General features: G+C 67.2%; 18 protein-coding genes and 1 CRISPR repeat array. Of the genes, 6 read left to right on the forward strand and 12 right to left on the reverse strand.

The window, feature by feature from the left end; all coding sequences use genetic code 11:
* Window positions 1–871: hypothetical protein (locus EES42_RS45370; protein ID WP_164495543.1), on the reverse strand; the 871-nt coding region annotated here is incomplete at its 3' end.
* Between the two features lie 515 nt (window positions 872–1,386).
* On the opposite strand from EES42_RS45370, the gene EES42_RS41910 reads away from it, so the two are divergent.
* The 5 genes from EES42_RS41910 to EES42_RS41935 all read left to right on the forward strand — a co-directional run bounded on the left by EES42_RS41910 (window position 1,387) and on the right by EES42_RS41935 (window position 6,573).
* The gene (locus EES42_RS41910) at window positions 1,387–2,121 is read left to right on the forward strand and encodes a GntR family transcriptional regulator (RefSeq protein ID WP_124723459.1); all 735 of its coding nucleotides are present in this window, start codon (window positions 1,387–1,389) and stop codon (window positions 2,119–2,121) included.
* On the forward strand, window positions 2,118–2,792 hold the full coding sequence (locus tag EES42_RS41915; protein ID WP_241196935.1) for a P-loop nucleotide/nucleoside kinase family protein: 675 nt from the start codon (window positions 2,118–2,120) through the stop codon (window positions 2,790–2,792). The genes EES42_RS41910 and EES42_RS41915 overlap by 4 nt, the downstream gene beginning before the upstream one ends.
* A 56-nt stretch (window positions 2,793–2,848) precedes the next feature.
* On the forward strand, window positions 2,849–3,631 hold the full coding sequence (locus EES42_RS41920) for a GntR family transcriptional regulator (protein WP_124723460.1): 783 nt from the start codon (window positions 2,849–2,851) through the stop codon (window positions 3,629–3,631).
* Window positions 3,628–4,170, forward strand: a complete 543-nt coding sequence (locus EES42_RS41925; protein ID WP_124723461.1) for a GNAT family N-acetyltransferase — start codon at window positions 3,628–3,630, stop codon at window positions 4,168–4,170. The genes EES42_RS41920 and EES42_RS41925 overlap by 4 nt, the downstream gene beginning before the upstream one ends.
* 753 nt (window positions 4,171–4,923) lie before the next feature.
* Window positions 4,924–6,573 (forward strand): hypothetical protein, encoded by a 1,650-nt coding sequence (locus tag EES42_RS41935; RefSeq protein ID WP_124723462.1) that lies wholly within the window; start codon window positions 4,924–4,926, stop codon window positions 6,571–6,573.
* A gap of 185 nt (window positions 6,574–6,758) precedes the next feature.
* On the opposite strand, the gene EES42_RS41940 is transcribed toward EES42_RS41935, so the two are convergent.
* Window positions 6,759–7,838, reverse strand: coding sequence for a hypothetical protein (locus EES42_RS41940; protein WP_124723463.1), 1,080 nt, complete (start codon window positions 7,836–7,838; stop codon window positions 6,759–6,761).
* A 952-nt stretch (window positions 7,839–8,790) separates the two neighbouring features.
* Between EES42_RS41940 and EES42_RS41945 the strand changes: the two genes are divergently transcribed.
* Complete coding sequence (locus tag EES42_RS41945) at window positions 8,791–9,063, forward strand: hypothetical protein (RefSeq protein ID WP_124723464.1); 273 nt, start codon at window positions 8,791–8,793, stop codon at window positions 9,061–9,063.
* A 413-nt stretch (window positions 9,064–9,476) separates the two neighbouring features.
* On the opposite strand, the gene EES42_RS45375 is transcribed toward EES42_RS41945, so the two are convergent.
* The 10 genes from EES42_RS45375 to EES42_RS41990 all read right to left on the reverse strand — a co-directional run bounded on the left by EES42_RS45375 (window position 9,477) and on the right by EES42_RS41990 (window position 20,899).
* Complete coding sequence (locus tag EES42_RS45375; protein WP_206433883.1) at window positions 9,477–9,647, reverse strand: hypothetical protein; 171 nt, start codon at window positions 9,645–9,647, stop codon at window positions 9,477–9,479.
* Between the two features lie 53 nt (window positions 9,648–9,700).
* On the reverse strand, window positions 9,701–9,880 hold the full coding sequence (locus tag EES42_RS41950) for a hypothetical protein (protein ID WP_241196936.1): 180 nt from the start codon (window positions 9,878–9,880) through the stop codon (window positions 9,701–9,703).
* 598 nt (window positions 9,881–10,478) lie between these two features.
* Window positions 10,479–12,360: direct repeats of the CRISPR family, unit length 37 nt; unit sequence GTTGCGATCCTCGGCCGACCCGAAGGTCGACCGCCAC.
* A gap of 141 nt (window positions 12,361–12,501) precedes the next feature.
* Window positions 12,502–12,792: a CRISPR-associated endonuclease Cas2 gene (cas2, locus tag EES42_RS41960; protein ID WP_124723465.1), complete on the reverse strand. Its 291-nt coding sequence runs from the start codon at window positions 12,790–12,792 to the stop codon at window positions 12,502–12,504.
* On the reverse strand, window positions 12,792–13,826 hold the full coding sequence (gene cas1c, locus EES42_RS41965; RefSeq protein WP_206433894.1) for a type I-C CRISPR-associated endonuclease Cas1c: 1,035 nt from the start codon (window positions 13,824–13,826) through the stop codon (window positions 12,792–12,794). Before cas1c ends, cas2 begins: the two co-directional genes overlap by 1 nt.
* Window positions 13,823–14,491: a CRISPR-associated protein Cas4 gene (cas4, locus tag EES42_RS41970; protein WP_124723467.1), complete on the reverse strand. Its 669-nt coding sequence runs from the start codon at window positions 14,489–14,491 to the stop codon at window positions 13,823–13,825. The genes cas1c and cas4 overlap by 4 nt, the downstream gene beginning before the upstream one ends.
* A complete protein-coding gene (gene cas7c, locus EES42_RS41975) occupies window positions 14,491–15,405 on the reverse strand; it encodes a type I-C CRISPR-associated protein Cas7/Csd2 (RefSeq protein ID WP_124723468.1) in 915 nt (304 codons plus the stop codon). Before cas7c ends, cas4 begins: the two co-directional genes overlap by 1 nt.
* A gap of 50 nt (window positions 15,406–15,455) precedes the next feature.
* Entirely contained in the window at window positions 15,456–17,249 is a 1,794-nt protein-coding gene (cas8c, locus tag EES42_RS41980) for a type I-C CRISPR-associated protein Cas8c/Csd1 (protein WP_124723469.1), read from the reverse strand.
* A gap of 3 nt (window positions 17,250–17,252) precedes the next feature.
* Window positions 17,253–18,017, reverse strand: a complete 765-nt coding sequence (cas5c, locus tag EES42_RS41985; protein ID WP_206433896.1) for a type I-C CRISPR-associated protein Cas5c — start codon at window positions 18,015–18,017, stop codon at window positions 17,253–17,255.
* A 185-nt stretch (window positions 18,018–18,202) separates the two neighbouring features.
* Window positions 18,203–18,331 carry a hypothetical protein gene (locus tag EES42_RS47490; RefSeq protein ID WP_277426175.1) on the reverse strand — a complete coding sequence of 43 codons (129 nt, stop codon included), beginning with the start codon at window positions 18,329–18,331 and terminating at the stop codon, window positions 18,203–18,205.
* Between the two features lie 294 nt (window positions 18,332–18,625).
* Window positions 18,626–20,899: a CRISPR-associated endonuclease Cas3'' gene (locus EES42_RS41990; protein WP_124723470.1), complete on the reverse strand. Its 2,274-nt coding sequence runs from the start codon at window positions 20,897–20,899 to the stop codon at window positions 18,626–18,628.
* Between the last annotated feature and the right edge of the window lie 1,357 nt (window positions 20,900–22,256).

The following is a 22,256-nucleotide window of genomic DNA, read 5'->3' on the forward strand; positions in this document are numbered from 1 at the left end:
CGACCGCGTCGGCGAGGCTGGACTCGGTGGCGCCGCAGTGCTCGCACTTGAGCCGGCCTCCTTCCGGCTGCGTGGCAGCCTGGCGAGGAACCAGGGTGACCAGGGGAACCTCGGGACCCTCGGTACGGCGCGCGCCCTGCGGAACGGCGCCACGCAGCTGGTCGGCCTGCCGCACACGGTGGAGGACTGCGGCCCACTCGGACTGGCGCTTCGCCAGGGCGGCCGCGGCGTACTCGCGGTCGAACCGGCGGCGCTCCTTGGCGAAGAAGTCGCGGAGGGCCTGGCGCTTGGGTTCCTGGCGGAGCAGTCGGAGGACGGTCACGGCCAGGCGCTCACCGTCGGGGCAAGGCAGTGTCTGCCCGTTCTGGTTCGTGGCCTCGCCCATGCAGGCCAGGCACTGCTCCTGGTGCTGACGGAACACCCGCCGGACCTGCTCCGCGCTGAGCGGGGCGGGCTTGAGCTGGCTCGCAGCCGGCACCGAGCTCGTCTTGGGCTTGGGCAGTACCTTCGTCGGCCGGCGGGAGGCAACCGTTGCGGACACCTCGGTCCGCTCGGTCAGTTCTGCCCGCCAGCCGTCGATCGCGGTGTCGAGCACGATCCGGCGGTAGCTGCTGGAGCAGCGGTGGGGAGTGGTGGTCTGGTCGCGGTACGTGGTGGTGTGGTGGGGGACCAGAACCGGCGTACCAAGGACACCGGTGATCGGCGTCCAGTTCTCGCAGTCCGGGCAGATCACGTGTTCCTTGCCCGGCGTCAGGTCGATCTGGTTGGCCTTGAGCTGAGAAGCGACGATCGCCGGAAGCCGGCTGACGTTCTTCGTCCTGGTCTTCCGAGGGCGCTTGCGGGCCTTGGGCTCCACAGTCGTCGTGGCCATGAGGGACTCCTCTGGTAGAGGGGAGAGGGGCTGCGTCGCGGGTGGGCTCTCCGGCCACCAGGCGTTCGACCGAGGTCGGCGTCCTGGCTGATCGGACAGCGCATCAGCGCTGCGACGTGCAGTAGGAGGCATCCGGCCTGGTGACCGGCCCAGGGGATTTGGTGGAGCTATCAACCCTGGTCCTCCCCTTCGGGGAAGCGCTTCCTGTGGTGATGCGGACGTGCGGTGCAGGAGCCGAGATTCCAGCTCCTACAATTTCGCTAGTGAAATCTCTAGCTGGCGATGACCGTACGCCGATCGCTTGCCGCCGTCAACCAGCTTCACTAGCGAAATCATGGCCACGTCGTCACGATTCGCGACTTGACCTCACTTAGCGTCGCCTCGCGGGGAGACATTCCCAGGATTGCGGCAACCGTGTCAACATCAACAGTCCGCATTCCCGATATTGAAGGGGGTGGTCTCCCAATCTCGGGACTGTGGTTCACTGGGGGCGCCGAGAAGGAGGAGATCGCCCAATGCCACCAAAGTGGAGGGTTCTCGCCGACGAGATCGCTGCAAAGATCACCAGTGGCGCGTACGCGCCCGGAGACCGCCTGCCCAAGATCGAAGACCTGGTCAGCGCAGGGATGGGGTCGAAATCAACGGTCCACGCCGCATACAAGGCCCTGGAGGCCAACGGCCTGGTGACCGCATCACGCGGCCACGGAACGGTCGTCCGGGAACGCACCACCCTGACGACCGCCGCCGAACGCGAGCAGCGCAGCAAAGTCACCGGATCGTCGTGGAGGGCCGGGGAACGCTCCGACTCCCATATGGCCGGTTTCGTCGCCGCCCCTAAGGACGTGGCTGAGGCTCTTGAGATCGAGGCCGGCGACCTGGTGCTCCGGCGAAGCCGGACCTACCGCGACGAACACGACAACAGCGTCGTGAGCCACTCAACGTCCTGGATTCCGGCGGGTCTCGCCGAAGAGCTGCCCGAACTGGCCATGGGGCGACGCCTGAGCAGCGGGACGTCGATCGACCTGATCACACACCACACTGGCCGCCCAGTCGCTCAGCGGCACAGCACCATGTGGGCTCGCATCACCACGCCCGCCGACGCCGGGCTGCTTGAGATCCGCGAAGACACCACGGCCGCTGTCATCGTGCTGACGGTCCGGATCGTCGACACCAGTGGCATGACGATTGAGTACGGCATCGACATCGGCGGCCCTGGACGCAGATGGACCAAGGAGGAGGCCAGCGCATGATGCTCACACCGCTCGACGACGCTCTCGTCCAGATACTGGAGCATCGGCTCGGCACACTCCTCCGAGCGCAGCGCATCGGCACGTTGACCCCAGACGACAAGGTGGAAATCACCCGAACCATGCGGGCCCTGTCGGGCCGCACCGGCCCGACCCAGCTCGTCCTGATGGCTGGTCTCCCTGGAGCTGGAAAGACGACGCTGGCCCGCGAGCTGGAGCAACTGGGCTTCCTGCGCCTGTGCCCTGACGAAAGAGTTTGGCGAATGCACGGGCATTACGGGCGAGATTTCCCACGTGGCCAGTACAAGGTCCGGGAACGCCCCATCATGACCGAGGTCGCCGCCGAGCTGCGTACCGCGCTGGCCGCCGGCCGGGACGTGGTCCTCGACCACGGCCTTTGGACCGTGGTCGAGCGTCAGGAGTGGAGCCAGCTCGGCCAGGATGCCGGGGCCGCCATCACTCTGGTTCATCTCCCCGGGCAAGTCGACGCACTGTGGGCTCGAATCAAGGAGCGCAACGAAACGACCTTTGACGACCCGAACGCGATGTTCTTCACATGGGATGACCTGCAGCGCCACGCGACCCGCTTCACCCCGCCTGGCCTGGACGAGCCTCACATTGTCTACAACGGGCGCCCTGGATCGGTGCTCACTGAGCTGGGGTGGGGTGACTGATGAAACGCGGCCACAAGGAGGAGATGTCACTAGTGAAGTCGTGTACGCTCCCAGTCATGACCGCTCAAGATCGCCGCGTTGGCGCTCAGCAGATCGCTGACGACATGCGCACTCTCATCGAAGCCGGTGACCTCAAACCCGGCGACCGGCTCCCGCTCACCCGCGAACTCGTCGCACGCTATGGCGTCACCGGTGAGACCGTCCGGCAGGCGATCATCAAACTGAAGACTGCCAATCTTGTGGTCTCGCGCCAAGGTTCCGGCGTCTACGTCAAGGCGATCCAGGCCCTGGTGTACCGACCGCAGTCGGAGTTTCGGATGAAGCCTCCGAACGTGGATGTCTTCACGAACCTTCTCGACTCCGAGGGACGCGACGGCACTCAGATGATCGAGATGGAGACGCTCGTACCAGACGAAGCGGTACGCGAGCGTCTTCAGCTCAAGAAAGGGGAGCTCGTCGCCCTTCGTCGGCGCACGTTGTTCATCGACGACCAGCCGTTCTACACCGATGACTCGTACGTGGTACTGGGCCTGGTCAAGGACAGCGAGTGGATGACCGAAGGCAGCGTCGAGCGGGGAACCAACCAGGTCTTGGCCGAGCTCGGTCACGAACTGGTGGAAGCTCTCGATGAGATCTATGTCCGGGCGCCGCGTCCAGCCGAGATTGAGCGACTCGCCCTGGATCCGAAAAACCCAACGCCTGTGGCCGAGCTGATTTCCACCGCTCACGACCAGGGCGGCAAGCCGGTCCAGGTCACCATCAACATCCTGCCGAGTGACAAGCACGTGATCGTGTACGAGCGCAGGCGGCCTACGGAGACCTCGGAGGCAGACGCGTGATCATCGTGCGCGCCGAACTGGCCGACCTTCCCCGCCTCGTGAAGTTCCGTACGGACACGGCGGCCTGGCTGCAGCCGAGGGGCCTTGACCAGTGGTCGCTCCCCTTCCCGCCTGAGCACATGGCGGCAAGCATCACCCGCGGAGAGGTCTTCCTCTTCAAGGAGACCCCCACCAGCGACGCGGCAGCCACCGTCACCCTGGACCGCGAAGCAGACGAGTTGCTGTGGACTCCAGAGGAGCGGGCCGTCGACGCCCTATACGTCCACAAGCTGACCGTCGACCGGGCACACTCCGGCTCGGGCCTCGGCGCTCGCATCCTCGACTGGGCCGGCGACCAGGCCGCCCAGCAGGGAGCAAAGTGGCTTCGTCTTGACGCCTGGACCACGAACCCCCAGCTCCAGGCCTACTACCTGAGCCTTGACTTCCAACACGTTCGCACCGTCGACGACCCGGCTGCTGGTGGATCGGGCTGGGTAGCTCAACGACCCGCCAAATTCGCCACGCACGGACTGGTGGCTTTCAGCGACAGGATGTCGTGATGAAGAACGCCGCTCGGTCTCCGTAGAACGAGCGAAGCCGCCCTCTCCTGGCCGGGAGAGAACGGCTTCCTAGCTACCGACTCGCACGCCTGCAAGCAACCCGAGTCGTGTCCGGTGAGGTGACCTCGCCGGGGTGATGCCTGTGGGCCCGTACGGGTCCGCGCAGTCACCTGTACCCAGGATAAGCGTCCCGCGACGCGGAACGCCACTATCTGGGTTCCCTGTCAGGTCACATCTGCTGGTCATGGCTCCCCTAGCCGGGGAGAAGCACCACATGCACCGCCAGCCCCACCCCCGCCGCCAGCTCCCAGCTACGGCCTTTTCAACTTTCTCCGGTCGGGCTGTCACACCGATGCCCGGGCCGACACCTGTAGCAAGTGTGACCGCCACTTTCGCTACCACCGCCTCGGCCGCGCTCGCCGGCCTCGTCCCGCCCGACGGGACGCACATCAAGATTCCTGCTCGCCGTGCGGGAGCGATGGGGGTGATCCGGGCTGAGCGGGCTCTGTCCACAGGCCGCCCGGTGCAGGGTCGGCGGATGGATCACGAAGCACGCGTCCTGCCTGTTGAGAAGGGTGTCCGCTTTGGCGTGTACACCGGCCCGATGGCGACACAGACAGCGTTGAGATGTTCCGCCCTTGCGGTGTCCACCACTCCTGTCGTGGCAGTGGGCCGATGAGCTCCGGGGCGGCTGAGGCCGCACGGGAGCCGACCGGCGGTGCGCCGGTTCGCCGGCAGCGAGTGAAGGTGCCGATGAGGCTGGTGTCGTCGCCCTTCTACGCCGATGTCGCGCTGTCGGTGTACGTGAAGGTGAAGGCGCTGGGCGCGCGGGAAGAGGGGTGCCAGGCGAAGGCGGCCACGATCGCCTCGTATCTGGGGCTGTCGAAGGCGTCGGTGGAGCGGGGCCTGACCCTGCTGTCGCGTCCGGCCCCGGACGGAGTGATCGAGCTGAAGTCGGAGCGCCGGACTTTGCCGGGCGGCATGGGCACGTCGGCGGTGCGTCGGACGCGGTCGGTGAAGCGTACGGAGGCGTTCGTGTGGCTGCCGGTGGCGGTTGCGGAGGACCTCACGCCCCGGCAGCTGCGTGCGTTCGCGGTCATCACGTTCGCGCAGCAGATGGGCATCGCACTGACGGAGGGGGAGCTGGCGGGGTATCTGCTGCACCACTCGGGGAAGAAGGCCGGCCAGCCCATCACCGCGGCGGCGGCCGGTGTGGTCGTCGACGAGTTGGAGGCGGCGAGGTGGACGGTGGTGCAGCGGCGCGCGGGCGCTCAGGGCCGTCACCTGTTCGTCGCCTGCGACATTGGTCCCATTGCCGGTGTGGAGCTTGGTGCGGTCGCGGCCGCAGTGCCGAAGGCGGTCCAGGAGTGCCCGCAGGAGCCTGTGGACAATGCCGTGGACCTTTCTGAGAGTCCGTTGGTTGGTGAGGGATCGGGTCTGGTGGTTGGTGAGGGATCCCTCGCGTATAAGGAATCACCTAGGACTGACTCACCTGATGACGCGGGCGCGCTTTTCTCATCCGCCGTAGGCGAGGTACCGGTAGTAGAAGCTGTGGAGAACCCGACTGACGCGAATGCGCGTACGGGTGCTCCGGGTGGTCTCGCGCTGCGCGCGGATGAGAAAAGCCGGCCCTCCCTCTCGAAGCCGAACGACGAAAAGCGCAGCAACGCCGGAGGGTCGGTGCGGTCGTCGTACACCGGACCGCGGCTGTCGATGAGCCCGCGGATCTACGCGGTGCTGGAGCCGGTGCACTGGCTGCTGGCGCGGGTGAACAACCCGTTCATGGAGCGGAAGATTGCCCGGGAGGTCGGCCGTCAGCTGGCAGCCGGGATGGACGCCGAGCGACTGCACCACCGGCTGACCGCCCGGTTCGCCATGGTCATGTCCTCGGAGATCCGTGACCCGGGCCGGTGGCTGCTCGGGATGGCGTTGCCCCGCTGGGGCTGCGGGCACCTTGACTGCGAGTCCGGCGTGCGCTGGTCAAACGGCGAGCGCTGCGCCGTATGCGAGGAAGTTGTCACCGATAAGTTCGCCGCTCGCCAGAGTGCCCAACGCATCGAGCGGGACCTGGGTCCTGAGCACGGCGGTAGGTCCGGGCCATCCGCGGCCTACCGCGACTGCGAGCCCCAGCGGGCCATCGGAGGGGGAGGGGCTGCGCTGCCAGCTCCGCGTGAGTTGGAGGGCCCACCGCGCGGTTCCTGCGGCGAATGCGGGTGCCGGATTTTCCTGACCGGCCCGGCTCTCAAGGACGGCCTATGCAAGCCGTGCCGGACCGAGCTCGCCGAACTGGGTGGCCGCCCCGGTGCGGCCACCGCCATGGCGCAGCCGGAACGGACCGGCGACTGGTCGGCGTACCTGGCCCAGCTCGCCAGGCAGCCGCTGGGCGAGGAGGTGGCGTCGTGACGCACCAGTTGGCAGACGGGCGTGTGCCGAATTGCCCCTGGCCGCGTTGTCGTCGGGCCGAGGGAGCGGTGTCGACTCTCTCCAGTCGGGTAGCGTCCGCTCATGCGCCGGCCTGGTATCTGACGCCTGCCGGCCGACCTGGAGACCGGCTGCGTCCAGATCGGCCGGGCGGCTGGAGCATTCCGTCATGCCCGAACGGGCACCCGGTTGTCGATCGTCACCTCGACGGGTTCTCCCTCACCGGAGTAGGCCCTGCTGAGGACCCGGGCGGTCGCGTAGTAGACCTGGGAGGCCATGGCCCAGTCGGCATAGGCGACCAGTTCCTCCGTGTCCTCGCCTTCCGGCCTGCTCACGGAGACGTTCGCCACGCGATAGAGGGCCAGGAGCATGGCGACCAGCGACCGGCCGGATAGCACCGCGGCCACCAAGCCGTTCTCACGTTCTTCCAGGGCAGGGGTCCGGAAGTGCGGGTGGCTGCCAACCTGCGCTGCCACGAACTCCCAGGTGTCCCGGTGGCAGACCAGAGTGGCCGACGCGACCTTCCCGGCCCTCATGATCGCCCAGATCCGCCCCTCCCAGGTGAGGGGTGCCGGTTCCTTCACGGATTCGCCGGGCCCCTGCTCGCTGGCCTCCAGCGCCGCGTGGGGAACGTCGTGTTCCTTTTCTTCGCGGCTATCGGCTTCCGGCGCGTTCTGCCCTTCTGCTTCAGCTGGCTGCTCGGCTTCGTCCTCGCCGGTCGTCGGAACGTCGGCACCCGTTGGGGGCGGGAGTTTGATTCCACGCGGATTGTCTACCGCGAGCGCCGGGACAGCCGTCGCCCCCGGGGTTTCCGGCTCCTGGTCCGACGCCTGCCGCTGCCCGGGCAGCGCTACGGTTTCCGGCCTAGGGGTGTCACCGGCCTGCGCCAGGTGCGGTCCCTCCAGCGAACCGACGGCCGACACCAGTACTGGTGCTGCGGCGTGCAGAATCTCCAGAATCTTGCCGACGTCCTCACACAAGCTGTCGAGCCCGTTATGCAGCCGGTCGACGTCACGGCGCAGGTCTGTCACTGCGGCGACGGCTTCGCTTGCCCGCTTGCCCGCGTTGTAGGCGCTGGTCCGCGTTTCATGCTGAGACGACTTCAGATCGGTCAGAGCAGTCTCGCGCAGCCCCGTGATCTCGCCGGTGAATGAGGCCCGCAGGTCCCGTTCCAGGTCGTTGACCCGGTTGCCCAGACCGTCGATCGATCTCTTCATCTCGTTCTTCGTGTCGATCACGATCGTCACGATGTCGTCCCTGCGCGGCAAGGAAACCCTCCAGAAGCGTGTAGTCGGATAACTGCACTGCGTAGTCTCGCTGCATGGTGGACGCACGTATGCGGCTTCCCGAACTTGGCTTGATCCGCCTCGATATGGGCCGATACGACATCGGTCACACCAACGAAGGTGGAGGCGAGCACCTGAAGCACGGACCCACAGCCTTTGGCCATTGCGGTAGGGCCGTCGCCCGGGACGGGCTACGGCCTCAGGTCCTGGCGATGAACACCAGCGACGCGACGATCCACCGCTCCCGCAGCGGCGAGCGGGTGCCGACCACCACCGATCCCACCAGGCGTACAGCTCGCGGGGGAGTTGGGAGGCGGGTTGGTTCGCCCGTGAAGTCGCGTCCGGCCTGACGCTCGGTCGCGACGCCCTGCACGAGGCAGCGGCAGGCGAACCTTGCGGCCCGTCTTCGAGGGCCGCTCCAGGCCCGGCGCGGCAGTATGTGTGGCAGGCGTGCCGGCTGTGCAAGGCATGCTGGGGGACGAACCGTAACGGTGACCTGCCGGTTTGACCAGGCTCGCGGACGCTGCCACGATGACTCCCCGCACCACGGCAGAGGTTTCAGAGGCTCCTTCAACTCCCTCAACGCCGGCACCAACCCCTTCGTCGTGCATGCCGTGCGAGACCGATCACTCGGTTTGACCGGACGTCACGTGCACTGTCACCATGGCGCCCCACAACCGCATATAGAGGCACTGGACGTTCGAGGTCGCAGCCGAGCTCCCCCGCGTACGGTGCAAGCACGACGACGAGGTCGATAGCTCCACCAAAATCCCTCGCCGGTTCCACCGCTCGAAGGCACACCCTCGCCCAAATTCCCTGGGATGAGGTCTCTCTGTCCCACACCCACCCCTGCTTGTCCTGTGTTCGAAAGCCCCGGCAGCCGCCGGGGCTTTACCTATGTCCGGAGGTTCCCATGCCAGATCTGGCTTCTGCCGTGCCCGCCTACGTCCTGCTCGCCGCGCTCGCGGTCATCGTCATGCTGCTCATCGTGGTCGCCATCGTCGCGCGGGCAGTGGTGGCGAAGGCCCGGCCCGAAGACTTACAGCACATTCTTCCGGGCCTGGGGCAGGTCCTGGCCGCGCTGGCCTTGTTCCTCCCCTGGGGGCGCGGGGCGAGGGGCCAGACCGTCGTGCCGCCGGTCCCCGTACGGTCCGAGCGCCGAGGAGGCCGGCGGCCGCAGGGCTGAGCCGCGGTCAGACCGCCGGTGGCTGGCCGGAGGGCGTGGCCTGGTCGGCGGGCTGGTCCAGCTGTTGCTGGCGGCGCTGTTCGTTGCGGTGATCTTCGACGCGCTGGGACGCGAGCGGACGCCTCTGCCGGGTACCACCAGGCCCTCGCCGCACACCGGGACACCTGGAGCCCCGAGACGAAGACGGACCCGAAGGTTCTGGCCGCCGCCCAGCGGCAGATCCGCGACCAGGGCCGCCAGGCGCTGGAGGACCTGAGTGCCAAAGCCGCCCAGGCCCGGATGGCCTCAAACGACGCCTCCCGGGCACGAGCCCTGCAACGACTGGCGGCCGTGCCGGACTCACGACGATCACGCCCGCAGCCGTGCCCCGCCCGGTGGGTCGTACCGCGTGAATGCGGAAGACCAACCGGTCCTCACTGAGTGGACATGGGGTTCTCGACTGCAATCTGGTCGTCCAGCCAGATGACAGTGGTAGAGCGGGCCTGCCCGTCAAAAGGGGTGAGGCTGTCCAGAGCCTGGGAGATGGCGAGGCCGACCCGCTTGCCGATGGCCCGTTCCAGATCCTGGTTGAGGACACCCTGCATCTCATGACACCAGTCCAGGACCGCAGCGAGGGATGATCCTCCGAGAGGGACCGTCACGATGCCGTCGGACCCGGTGGTGATCTCGTCGCCGGTCGGCGGGCGGCGCGCTCTCCAGATGCGGCGCTGCGCCCGGCCTCGCACCACACGATCGCGGCCGCGTTGGTCGCGGCGCAGGCGGCGACAGCAGCGCCCATGCTGCCGGGATGGAGGGTGCCGACGGTCGGCTCGTCCATGGTGCTACTCCGCCTCGTTGAGCAGGATGGCGATGGCGTCTGTGACGTCGTCAACAACGTGGTGCGCGGCGAGGAGGCTCTCGGGCCAGAGGCGGCCGCGCAGCCAGATGGTGCGCAGGCCGGCTTGGTGGCCGCCGCCGATGTCTCCGGCCGCACCCGAGGATCAGCTGTCGCCCGAAGCAGCCGGAGCAATGACCTTCTCGTTCTCTTCGTGGACGCCGCCGAGGCCGTTGGCGTTGCGATCCTCGGTCGACCCGAAGGCCGACCGCCACTGGACGTCGACGCCGCCCCCGGCCGGGCCCGTCTTCGACCGCCACTCCTCGGTCGACCCGAAGGCCGACCGCCACTCGCGGGCGGCACGCGGGGCGAACAGGCGCCGCAGCCCGCCACTCCTCGGTCGACCCGAAGGCCGACCGCCACCTGGGGGTGTAGATGTGCGTCACACATGCCCCAAGTGCGCCGCCACTCCTCGGTCGACCCGAAGGCCGACCGCCACTCTGGGCCCCGAACGCCTTACTGACGGCGCCGCCAACCTCCGCCACTCCTCGGCCGCCCCGGAGGGCGACCGCCACGCTGCCGCGATCGGGTTGCGACCGGCGGAGTCGCCGTTGCGATCCCCGGAGGGCGACCGCCACCCGGGTCGTGCCAGTGGTCTGAGCCCGCAGCACAGCGTTGCGATCCTCGGCCGCCCCGGAGGGCGACCGCCACCGACGACCGGCTTGTCCTTCGGCGCCCACCTCGGACCGTTGCGATCCTCGGCCGCCCCGGAAGGCGACCGCCACCCGTCTCCGCTGAGCATCGCGTAGCCCGTCAGCAGTTGCGATCCTCGGTCGACCCGAAGGCCGACCGCCACGACAGCAGCCAGCCGGCCGCGCGGGTGGCCAGGCTGTTGCGATCCTCGATCGACCCGAAGTTGAGCTCCTCGGCCGACCCGAAGGTCGACCGCCACCCGAGGAGCGCGCAGCAGAGCAGCAGGCCGACGCCGAGTTGCGATCCTCGGCCGGCCCGAAGGTCGACCGCCACCCCCTTCAATGACGACCTATACCGGCAGTCGTACGGGTTGCGATCCTCGGCCGACCCGAAGGTCGACCGCCACTGCGGTTCCAGGGCGCGCTCCAGGGCGGCTTCGCTGTTGCGATCCTCGGCCGACCCGAAGGTCGACCGCCACGTCGCCCGGGGCCAGGCTCAGCTCCAGCCCGGAGTCGTTGCGATCCTCGGCCGACCCGAAGGTCGACCGCCACACCGCCGGTTTGACCTGCGCAGACGACGTTTCGTGTTGCGATCCTCGGCCGACCCGAAGGTCGACCGCCACCTGGGCCCGGTCGTCGCCGTCGGCCACCAGGTGGCGTTGCGATCCTCGGCCGACCCGAAGGTCGACCGCCACGGCGGGTACGGAGTCGCCCCAGTAGTGATGGGCGGCGTTGCGATCCTCGGCCGACCCGAAGGTCGACCGCCACGGTGACCTTGCGGGCGTGGTCGCGGACCTCCTTGACGTTGCGGTCCTCGGCCGACCCGAAGGTCGACCGCCACCTCGCCGAGAGGACCCCGCCCCGTGCCCACCAACCGCGTTGCGATCCTCGGCCGACCCGAAGGTCGACCGCCACGACGTCATCCGGGTCACGCACCCGGACGGCCTCCGGGTTGCGATCCTCGGCCGACCCGAAGGTCGACCGCCACGGGAGTCGGACTGACGTACCCGAGCGGCAGCTTGCCGTTGCGATCCTCGGCCGACCCGAAGGTCGACCGCCACTGCCGCTGCTGCCCGGATCGAGCGCAAGGCGGCCGTTGCGATCCTCGGCCGACCCGAAGGTCGACCGCCACCGTCTCCACGACGCATGAGGCCCTGGCTCGCCTGGAGTTGCGATCCTCGGCCGACCCGAAGGTCGACCGCCACGGTATCGGCGTAGTTCTCACACAGGGGGTTTGAAAATGTTGCGATCCTCGGCCGACCCGAAGGTCGACCGCCACTCGGCGGCGACCCGATCGAAGCCAACCTCATGCACAAGTTGCGATCCTCGGCCGACCCGAAGGTCGACCGCCACTTGAGCCCGGTCCGCTCGGTGTATGTCGTCTGCCAGTTGCGATCCTCGGCCGACCCGAAGGTCGACCGCCACTGGGGCAGCCGGGACGCCCTCGACCTGATCCTGGTCGTTGCGATCCTCGGCCGACCCGAAGGTCGACCGCCACATTCACGTCTCCCACGGTCACCGAGCAGCGTTCGAAGTTGCGATCCTCGGCCGACCCGAAGGTCGACCGCCACTCCCGCGTGGCTGCGGAAGGACGCTGACAAGCCGTCGTTGCGATCCTCGGCCGACCCGAAGGTCGACCGCCACTCCGGAGGCGAGTGCGACGTCGGTGGCGGCGAGAGTCGTTGCGATCCTCGGCCGACCCGAAGGTCGACCGCCACCTGGAACGCAGCCGTCGCGTTCCGGGTGGCCGGACCGTTGCGATCCTCGGCCGACCCGAAGGTCGACCGCCACCCTGGATGACCAGCGGAAACGCTGAATGTTGAGATCAGCCCACCTTGAAACAGGACACCAATATGCACCTAATGCAGACATTTCCCTTGGGCGCGATACGCGTGTCGTGTGCGTGCTTGGGGTTCCGAAGCTGCCAGTTCTCTACAGGATGAGGTCTGCTCGGTGGGGGTGGGTGGCAGCGATGCCAAGTGTGTGGACGTCTTCCGTGCCCGCTTGGGGTAGGCGGTAGATACGGATGCTGTCGGTTTTGGCATCGATCAGGTCTTCGAGGTCGTACATGAGTGTCAGGAGCGTCTTGTCGTTGGTGATGATTTCGAATACGGATTTCTGGACGCGTATGCCGTGGCCTTCGCAGAGTTTGGCTACTTTGCGGAGTCTGCGGCGGCCTTCGGGTGTGGTGGTGTCGACGTCGTAGGTGAGGAGTAGTTCCATCAGACAGCGGTCCAGGGGAGGTACGCGGGGAGTTCGCCTCGGAGATGGCGCGCGAGGATGCGGGCCTGGACCACTGGCAGGAGGCCGGCGGGGACATCCCGGCCTGCGAGGGAATGCTCCCAGGGCTGGGTCTTCCAGTCTTGCCAGGCGGTGATGGTGATCTTGCGGCCTTCGTCGGTGAGGCGGACGGCTCCGCCGGGAGTGGTCTCGAAGTGGCTGGGGCGGAGTTGGCGGCGGTTGAGGAGGGTAAGGACGAAGCGGTCTGCGAGGACGGGGCGGAATTCCTCCATGAGGTCGAGGGCGAGTGCTGGTTTGCCGGGTCGGATCCCGTGAAGGAATCCGATGTATGGGTCGAGGCCTACTTGTTCGGCGGCTCCGTGGACGAGTCCGCGCAGCAGGCCGTAGGTGTAGGAGAGCAGGGCGTTGACCGGGTCGGTGGGCGGTCGGCGGTTGCGGTGGGTGAAGGCGGGGATGCCTTCGGTGGGACGGATGGTGTCAGCGAGGGCGGCGAAGTGCTTGCGGGCGGCGTTTCCTTCGGTGCCCATGAGGGTGTCAAGGGATGTGCAGGTGCTGGTGGCGGTGAGGCTTTCGGCGAGGGCGTCGGCTGCATCGCGTATGCGGGACTTTGCTGTGGGGGCGGCGTCCCGGGCGGCTCTGAGGAGGACCCAGCGGCTGTTTCGGATTTTGCCTGCGGTGATGGTGCGTGCGATGGAGAGGCGGCCTTCGGTGTCTTCGTGTATCCGGTGCTGGGCGTGTCGGAGGAGGACGTTTCCGTGGACGGCGCCGTCGAGGCGGGCGAGGTAGCGCCCTCCTCTGGTCATCCAGGTTACGGATCGTCGGTCTTGGGCGCAGCGGCCGATCAGTTCGGTGGAGAGGTTGATGTGGCCGTAGAGGACGATGGCGTCGATGCGGCGCAGTGGGAGGATCTGGCGTCCGGGGGTGTCGGGAAGGTGGACGCGCAGGCTGTCCTGGTCAAGGCGGAGGTCGGCTCCCTGTGTTTGCACGTACAGGGTGTTGAGGAGTTCGGTGGTCACGCGTCGTTGTCCTGTGGGTCGGTGAGTGAGTAGAGGGTGGTGAGGGCTTGGTGGTAGCGGCGTGTCCCGGCGAGCAGTTTCGGCATGCAGTCGGTAGCCATGGAGCAGCGGCGGCATCGGTTGTCGGCTGCGGGGCCGGGCAGGTGGCTGGTTTCGAGGAGAGCCCGTACGGCGTGGGTGGTGTCGAGTACGCGAGTGTGTAGGGCGTCGTCGATGGTGATGAGGTGGCGTCGGCGGTCGGTTGCCGAGAAGATTGCGGCTTCGGGGACGGGTTGTTGGAACATTGCTTCGAGGCAGAGGGCTTGTGCGGCTGCTTGGATGTCGGCTGGTCCGCCGGGGATGTAGCGCCCCGATTTGTGTTCGACGGGGAGGATTCGGCCGTCGTTGTGCAGTTCCACGGTGTCGCAGATTCCGGTGAGGCCGTAGCCGTCGTGCCAGACGGGCAGGGCGTGCAGGGTGCGCACGGTTCGTCGCCCCTTGTTTCCGGGGGTGTCGACGCGCTGGTGGAGGTGGGTGCCGCGGATGGTGGCGGCGTCGTCGGTGAAGGCGTCTTCCAGGAGGATGAGGCCGCATTGGCGGGGGCAGTAGGCGTAGTGCTCCAGGGCGGAGAGGGAGACCTGCAGGAGGTCTCCCTCTCCGCTCTGGGCGGGAAGAGGTGTCGTCATCAGGCGGGGCGCGGGATGAGGGTGGTGAGGGTGACGCCCGGCGGGAGGTCGGTGTCACGTACCTCGACGGTGCCGTAATCGGAGAAGCTGCGTGCGCTGACGTCGTCGCGGGCCTTGACGGTGATCCGTTCGAACAGTTCGTGGGAGGGGGCGCGGCCGAAGGCGTCGTCGTGGGTGAAGACGTACAGGCCGCGCAGGGCAAGGTTGGCGCGGGTGGCGGCGCGGTCGTGTTCCAGCATGACTTCGAAGGCGCGCCAGAAGAGGGCGAGGTCGTCGGAGGTGACGCCGGTACGGCGGGCGAGCGGGGCGCTGAAGTGGCCGGTGCCGCGGTAGAGGGCGTAGGGGACGACGTACTTGGAGCCCATCTCGGTCTCCTTGCCCTTGTTTTCGGTGTCCGTGCCCTCTCCGCGTTCGTTCCATGCCTTGAGGTCTTCTTCCTTGGTGGGGGTGACGCGGGTGATTCCGATGTCGAGGGGGGTGATGCGGTCGATGGAGCGGGAGAAGCCGATCTGGAGGGGGCCTTGGACGCGTCCGGCCTGCTTGTCGCGTTTGCCGGTCGTCATGACGGCACCGAACATGCGTACGTCGAAGAAGTTGCGGCACATCCATTCCTGCGCGGACTTCTGGTCGCTCGCAGCTCCAGCGGCGTAGGCGCGTTCGTGCTGGCTGTTGAGTGCGGTGCCGGCTTCGACGTAGATCTCGCAGCCCTCGCGGGGTTCGTGGGAGTTGATGAGGGCGACGGTGTTGCGGATCTTCCGCTTGATCGCGACGTCGGTGATCAGGCCGTGGCCGCTGACCGGGTCGGTGCGGGGCAGGCCGCCGTTGTCGGGGTCGCCGTTGGCGTTGGAGTCGACGGCCTCGATGAGGAAGACGAAGTCGTGCTTGCGGGCGGGGTCCAGGTGGGCAGCGGTCATGACAGAAAGGTCTCCTTGAGCGGGTTCGTAAGGGTGTGCGGGGTTGGAGCTCAGGCGGAAGCGGTGTCCTGGGCGGGTTCGGCCTGAGCGGGGACTGCGGCGAGCCTGCGTTCCTTGGCGGCCTGCTTCCGTGCCAGGTCCTCGTGGCGCTGGTGGGAGTAGCCGATGATGAAGCGGCCCTGCTGGACGTCGGTGAGGTGGCCGGGAAGGTCGTCGCTCACCTTGCTGTAGATCTCGAAGAGGCGCTTCTCCAGCGCGTAGCGGGCTGCGGGCTTGTCCCGGCGCAGTCGCTTGAAGTGTGCTCCGGAGTCGGCGAAGAGCCGCCGCAGGGTGATGCTGGGTGCGGCGACCGCGGCACTGAAGTATTTGTCTCGCAGGGTGGTGTTGATGTCCGGGAGTGCCTCGTTCTGTACGGACTCGAGAACGGCGAAGAGCCGGCCGCAGAGGTAGGCGGGATCAATACTGTCCTTGTCGAGCTGTGGCATCAGGTGGTCCTGGGGATCGGGGGAACGGTTGAGGAGCAGGCGCAGCAGGGCCAGGCGCGGCGGATCGACACGCTGATCGGCATGGACGCGTTGCAGGAGAAGCGGAAGTGCCCGGACAGGCGGGCGGGTGCCGTGCAGGGCACTGTGGAGCAGCTCGGCCTCCAGACCGTGGGGGGCGCTGCCGGGTGCGTAGCGCTCGCCCTGCCAGCGGCCGCATGAGAGAGCCAATTGCCACAGTGGGAAGTAGCGGGTCCGTCCGGTCCATCCGTCCCGGACTCCGTGGTCGGCGTACCAGGCAGCCAGGTTCGCCTTCGCTGCGGGCAGGGGGACGTCGATCCAGTCGCGCACGACGAGGCGGGCGTTGTTCAGACCGAGGGACAGGCCGTAAAAGGCGTCGGGGTCCGCCCGATGCGCAGCAGCAGGGCCGGGGGTGGTGTTCATCGAAGTGATGAGGTGCTCGATGTCTGCGGTTTCCGGCTGGTCGTCGAAGAACATGGCGAGCGCGGAATCGGGTTCAGTCTGCTTCGTCCACCACAAAAGCACTCCGTCGTCCCGGAAACGGCGCCGGTGCCGGTCCGAGGCGACAAGGTGGTTCAAAACCGCCATGGCGCGGCCACCGCACCGGTGACACACGGGGGTGTTCACCAGCTGGGTCAGACCCTCGCGTCCCTGAGCCGCAGTGTTGATGCTGATGAGCTGGCCCTCGTTGCTGCCGCCCGCGGTCGGGACTGCCCCCTTCTTCACGGGCTCCGGGATCGTTGCCAGGAGCGCCCGGTACTCACCGCACACCAGGCACAGGCCCGCACGTTCCGCAGAACCGCCTTTCCGGGCCCGCACTTCCTCGCCCCACAACCGCTGCGCCGACCCCAGCTGATGCAGCCAGCACGTGCCGACCATGATCGCGACTGTGTCCTTCGCCGCGATCCCGTCCGGGAGGTCGAGCGCCACCGGGCCGGCGGTGAAGAACGTCCTGGCCGCCCCCGCCGCGGTCTCACCGCCCGCAGACAGCGCCCAGCGCAGAACAAGCTCACGGTAGGCGTCATGCCGGCGCGACGCCTCGTCCCGGTCCTTCTCCGCGACACTGCCGTCCTTGGCCGCCTTCGGTACCCCGAGCACGAACTCGGCCGTATCCACCAGCAGGTAGGGCGGCACCTTCGTCCCCGACCGCTGCACGTACGGCACTGGCATGGTCAGCATCTGGTCGCGCTGACGCCCCGACGCCTTCCGGTCCAGGAGCTTCGCACTCAGACCGTCCGCAGCGATGTCCAGCACCCAGTGAATCTGCTTTTCGCGGTAGAACTCGGCGGGCAGTTCCCCGGCGATCTGGTCCCCGTACTCGGTCAATCGCTGTAACAGCACCGCTCAGCCCCCCGCCCCATCAGCCCGCCACGCAGCCAGCGGCATCGCGACCGCGTCGTCCGGCAACGGTTCCTCCGGCACTTCCAGGACCCCGTCGACGACGGAAGCACGGAACCACTGGTAGCGCTCCCCCTGCGGCCCGTACGCGATCGAGTGGAGCATCACGCCGAGTTCCTCGCTGAACTCCACCACCCGCTGCCGCGGATCGGGCTTGCCGAAAGACGCGCTGAACTCACGGCAGCCGAGAAACGGCTCCGAGAAACAGGCACCCCGCTCCACCCTGCGGCGCAACTGCTCGCGGTACTTTTCCTCCGACGCGGGCGGATACTTCGCCGAACCGGCCAGGGCTTCGGGATCCACCACAATCTGCGTGTGGATCCGGTAGCGGACATCCCGCAGGGCAAGCGTGCTGCGCTGGTCCCGGTCCGTCTCGACGTCATAGCGGTAGCGCCAGTCGGACTGGAGCTTCCGCACCTCCTGGGCGCTGATCACCGACTTCACCTCGTTGCGGCGCACCCGCATCCAGCTCACCGGCCGCAGCACCTCGATCTTCCGCACCACGTAATGGAATTGGGGCTTCCAGAAGATCGCCTCCAGCACCCCTCTGGCCGCGGATGGCGTCATCACCTGATAGCTGACCCGCTCGGCCTTCAGCTCCGGCCGCGTGAAGCACGCCACCTCACCCCAGACCTCCACCACCAGATCAGGGAAGGCCCAACCCTCGTTACCGCGCCCTAACCTGCCGGCTGCGGGCACCGTCGTCCTCATCCGTCGTATCCATTCCTGACAGTCCACCCCCGCCGGGCCTGCCCTGGGCAGGCCCGGCGGGGGCACACGGAACCAACGGGACATCAGATCACTGCTTGTCCCCTAGCGATTCCGCACTGTAGGCGCAGGCGCTGACAATCCACCTCGGAAACGGAAAAACTGCTGCTCACAAGGGCTTTGGCGTGCTACCTGCCGAACTGGAACCTGACATCAGCTCGGACATGGCGTGCCAGACGAAAGACCAGCACCACAACGATGACGATCACCTCCACAGCACCAAGCGCGGGAAGTCCATTCACGAGAGAAGAGTTCACCGATTCTCCTTCATATGAATCGGGTGGTAAGAGCTTCGGACCACTTCAGCGTGCGGCAGCCGTACTTCGCGGGCAATGTCGCACACAGCGGTTCTGAATACGCAGCTCAACGCAGAAGACGGTGGACGAAAAGTGCAGTCTCATCCACCGCCTTGACATGCGAAAGCATGCCAACCGATCCATATATTGCGATCCTCGACCAACATCAGACACGGTCGGTCGCCCAGAGCTCGTCCGGCGAGCCTTCAGCCCATCCTCGCACGCACAGGCGAGCAACCCGCTCGCATCGCCAGCTCAGAATACGTAGCCGCCCCGGTCCTCAGGATCATCCGCGTCCAGCCCGCGCACCGGATCGTAGTACCCCCGCCACACCACGAGATCACCGATCACAGGCTCGGCCAGCCCCGCGCGCAGCGCAGCAGCGACCTCGTGCCTCGGCAAAGTCGCCATGTGCGGCTGCAGCCGACGCAACGGTCCCGGCCCCGACGGGAAGCGACCACGAAGCAGAGCGATGTCCGACTCAATCACCTCCCGCTCCTCATCCGACTTCTCCGAACGGATCACGACGACCGACTGGGCGTACCTGTTGTCGATCATCTGGAACTCGTCCGCAACAGCGGGAAAGTCCCACCTCCGGCGCAGCTCCTGAATCCCCTCCCCCATAGACCGCCCATCGGTTCCCTGCAGCGCCCAGCGCTTCTCGTAATAGAGGCCCAGGGCATCCAGATCATCCGGAGCCGACGTTGCCGGCCCGAAAAACTCCGCGCTCGCGTCCAGGGCAGCCTTGTACGACAAGTCTTTCGGGATACCACCGTCAACCGGCCGGAACACCACCACCACGCCCCCCTCCAACAATCGACCGTCACGGTTACAACGGCCCGCCGCCTGCTGCAGCGCCTCTGCCGGCGCCCACGCCCGGTACACCCGAGGAAAGTCCACATCCACCCCCGCCTCAATCAACGACGTGGACACCACGTGCACCGGACGCCCGGCCTCAAGCTCACCCCGCACATGCCTGATCACCTCACGCCGGTGCTCAGCGGTCATCCTCGTCGACAAGTGCCACACCGGAGCCGCCACCCGCACCCCGCCATCACTCGCCCCCGTCAAAAGGCGATGCAGCCGCGCGGAGTCCCGCGTCGTGTTCACGATCGTCAGAACCCGATCCCCGCCCTCAGACGCGATCTCCCCCGCAATCGACTCCCACGTCACCTCCGGCCCCAGGCGCCACTCATACCGAACCCGCCGCAGCGCCTCGAACAGCCCTGTCACGTCCTCCACCAAGCCGCGACGTGGAAGCCCTTCCAGCTGCGCCAGAGACCAGAACGACGGCTGCGTCGCAGATACCAGCACCACCGACGCCCCGAAGTGCTCCACCAGATCACGTAGCACGCTCAAGATCGGAATCAGCAACCGGTCGGGGAGCGCCTGGACCTCGTCCAGCACGATGACCGACCCCGCCAACCGGTGCAGCTTCCGCATCGCTGAGGGCTTCCGCGCGAACAGGGACTGGAACAGCTGCACCGTCGTCGTCACCACAACCGGCGCATCCCAGTTCTCGGCCGCCAGGCGCGCCCAGGCCCCCACACCGTCCTCCTCGTCCAGCTCCACCGAACTGTGGTGCTCCAGCACAACAGGCCCGTCTTCGCTCCCCTCAGAGGGATCGAGCAGATCGCGGTACACGTCAGCGTTCTGCTGCGTGATGCTGATGTACGGAACAGCGAACACCACGCGCCCCAGGCTGTGCTTAGCCGCGTGCCGCAACGCGAACCCACCCGCCGCGATCGTCTTCGCCCCGCCCGTCGGCACATGCAGCACATACATCCCCGGCACACCCACAGCCGCCGTCAGCGCCTCCTCATATACACGCTCTCGCAGCTCATCCACCGGGGACGCCTCACGCCGGGCGAGCAACCGCGCCCTCCGCCGTTCAAAACGCTCCAGCAACTCCCCCATGTCCGTGTGCACGGCGACGCGCGGCTTCCCGCCGGCGAAGTGGGCTGCGGTATCGAGGTAGTCCGCGTCGACCACACAGCTGAACACCATGCGAGTGAAAACATCCAGGGCAAGCGCCCTCCTGCTCGGTGACGCGAGACCAGCGAGCCAGGCCGGCGGCAGAATCCGGTCGTCCCGCAAGATCTCTGGCACCACCCGGGCCACGGCCTCTGTCGCCTCCCGGGCACGATCCGCGTCCTGCCCAGCCCCCCGGAGCTCGGCCAGCACATCCTTGATCTTGCCCTGATCCGGCAGCCCCCCATGATGCCCCTGCACCACTGCGGCAAGCTGACGCCCCACCGTCCGCGCGGCAAGCACAGTGCCCGCTTCCTTATGAGGAATCCCTACCGGCTTGCCCATCGGCTCGGAATGAAAGATCAACCGATCCTGCCAGGCGCAGCACCCCTTCCCCACGTCATGAACCAGCGCCAGGTACTCAGCCACCTCCGCAGCACCGAAAGCCTCGGCGAAGGACCGAGCCAAGGCTGCCGAGCCACGCAGATGGTCCTCCAGACTGTGCCGGCACCCCGACCGCGGACTACGGCTGTGGGCGAACAACTCACGCTCCGGCATTGACCCCCCAGGTTCGAACCACAGGCTTCTACGAAGCCGCCACCCTAGGATGAGTCACTGACACGGCCATGGACGCGTGAGACTGCTACAGGCGCGAGCACAGCTCCGCCACGACCCGCTCTCATACTTCGGAACCCCAAGCACACACGACACGCTTATCGCACCGAAGAAGAATGCCCGCTTTGTGTGTATATCGGCACTCTCTCCCGTCAACATGAACCCGCCATCTATAGTGAATCCGCTGGTCATTCAGTGTGGCGGTCGCCCTCCGGGGCGGCCGAGGATCGCAACTTCACCCGCTACGCCACCGTCCGCGGCGACAACACCGTGGCGGTCGCCCTCCGGGGCGGCCGAGGATCGCAACTGCATCAGCTCCGTGCTGGACATCTCCAGCGACGAGAGTGGCGGTCGCCCTCCGGGGCGGCCGAGGATCGCAACTACCGGGACGAGGCCCAGGGGCTGCTGTACGAGCTGTGGCGGTTGCCCTCCGGGGCGGCCGAGGATCGCAGCATGCGCGACTCCGGCCGCCTCGCCGACTCCCCGGTCGTGGCAGTCGCCCTTTGGAATGGCCGAGGATCGCAACGAATAGGACCTGCTCGAAGCAGGTCAGGAAGCCTCCATGTGGCGGTCGCCCTTCGGAGCGGCCGAGAATCGCAACGTTTCGGGCCTGGCGGATTGGGCGCGGGTGAGTGTCGTGGCGGTTGCCCGGGGCGGCCGAGGGTCTCAACGCCTGCCATTCCTGGGGGCCCAGGATTGCATCGCCGCGAGAGTTCTCGCCGAGATGGCTGTGACCGACCGATGGCGGTCGCTTTCAGGTACTACCAGTGCTCACGGGGTACTTGGTGGGCAGAATCTGCTCTAGTGAAGTCGGTCGCTTCGGTCACTATGGTCGGAGAGTTGTTCGGGTGCGGTATCCAGTCTGTTGTTGGGGCTTCGGAACCTCAAGCACACACTCGACACGCCTATCGCACCGAAGGAAAATGCCCACTTCGCACCGACATCGACACTCCTACCTGTCGGCATATTCCCGCCCTCTATAGTGAATCCGCTGGTCATTCAGCGTGGCGGTCGGCCTTCGGGGCGACCGAGGATCGCAACTTCGCCCACTGACCCCAACCCGCCGAAAACCCCTGATGTGGCGGTCGGCCTTCGGGGCGACCGAGGATCGCAACCCGTTCGCGTTGCCGTTGTGGGAGTACCCGGACACGAGTGGCGGTCGGCCTTCGGGGCGACCGAGGATCGCAACTCGTTGACCTGGGCGAGCGCCAGGGCGGGGGTGTCGTGTGGCGGTCGGCCTTCGGGGCGACCGAGGATCGCAACATTCCGAGCCAGGCTCGGTAAGAGGCCGAGGACACGG

It is taken from the genome of Streptomyces sp. ADI95-17 (assembly GCF_003846175.1).
Lineage (GTDB): Bacteria > Actinomycetota > Actinomycetes > Streptomycetales > Streptomycetaceae > Streptomyces > Streptomyces sanglieri.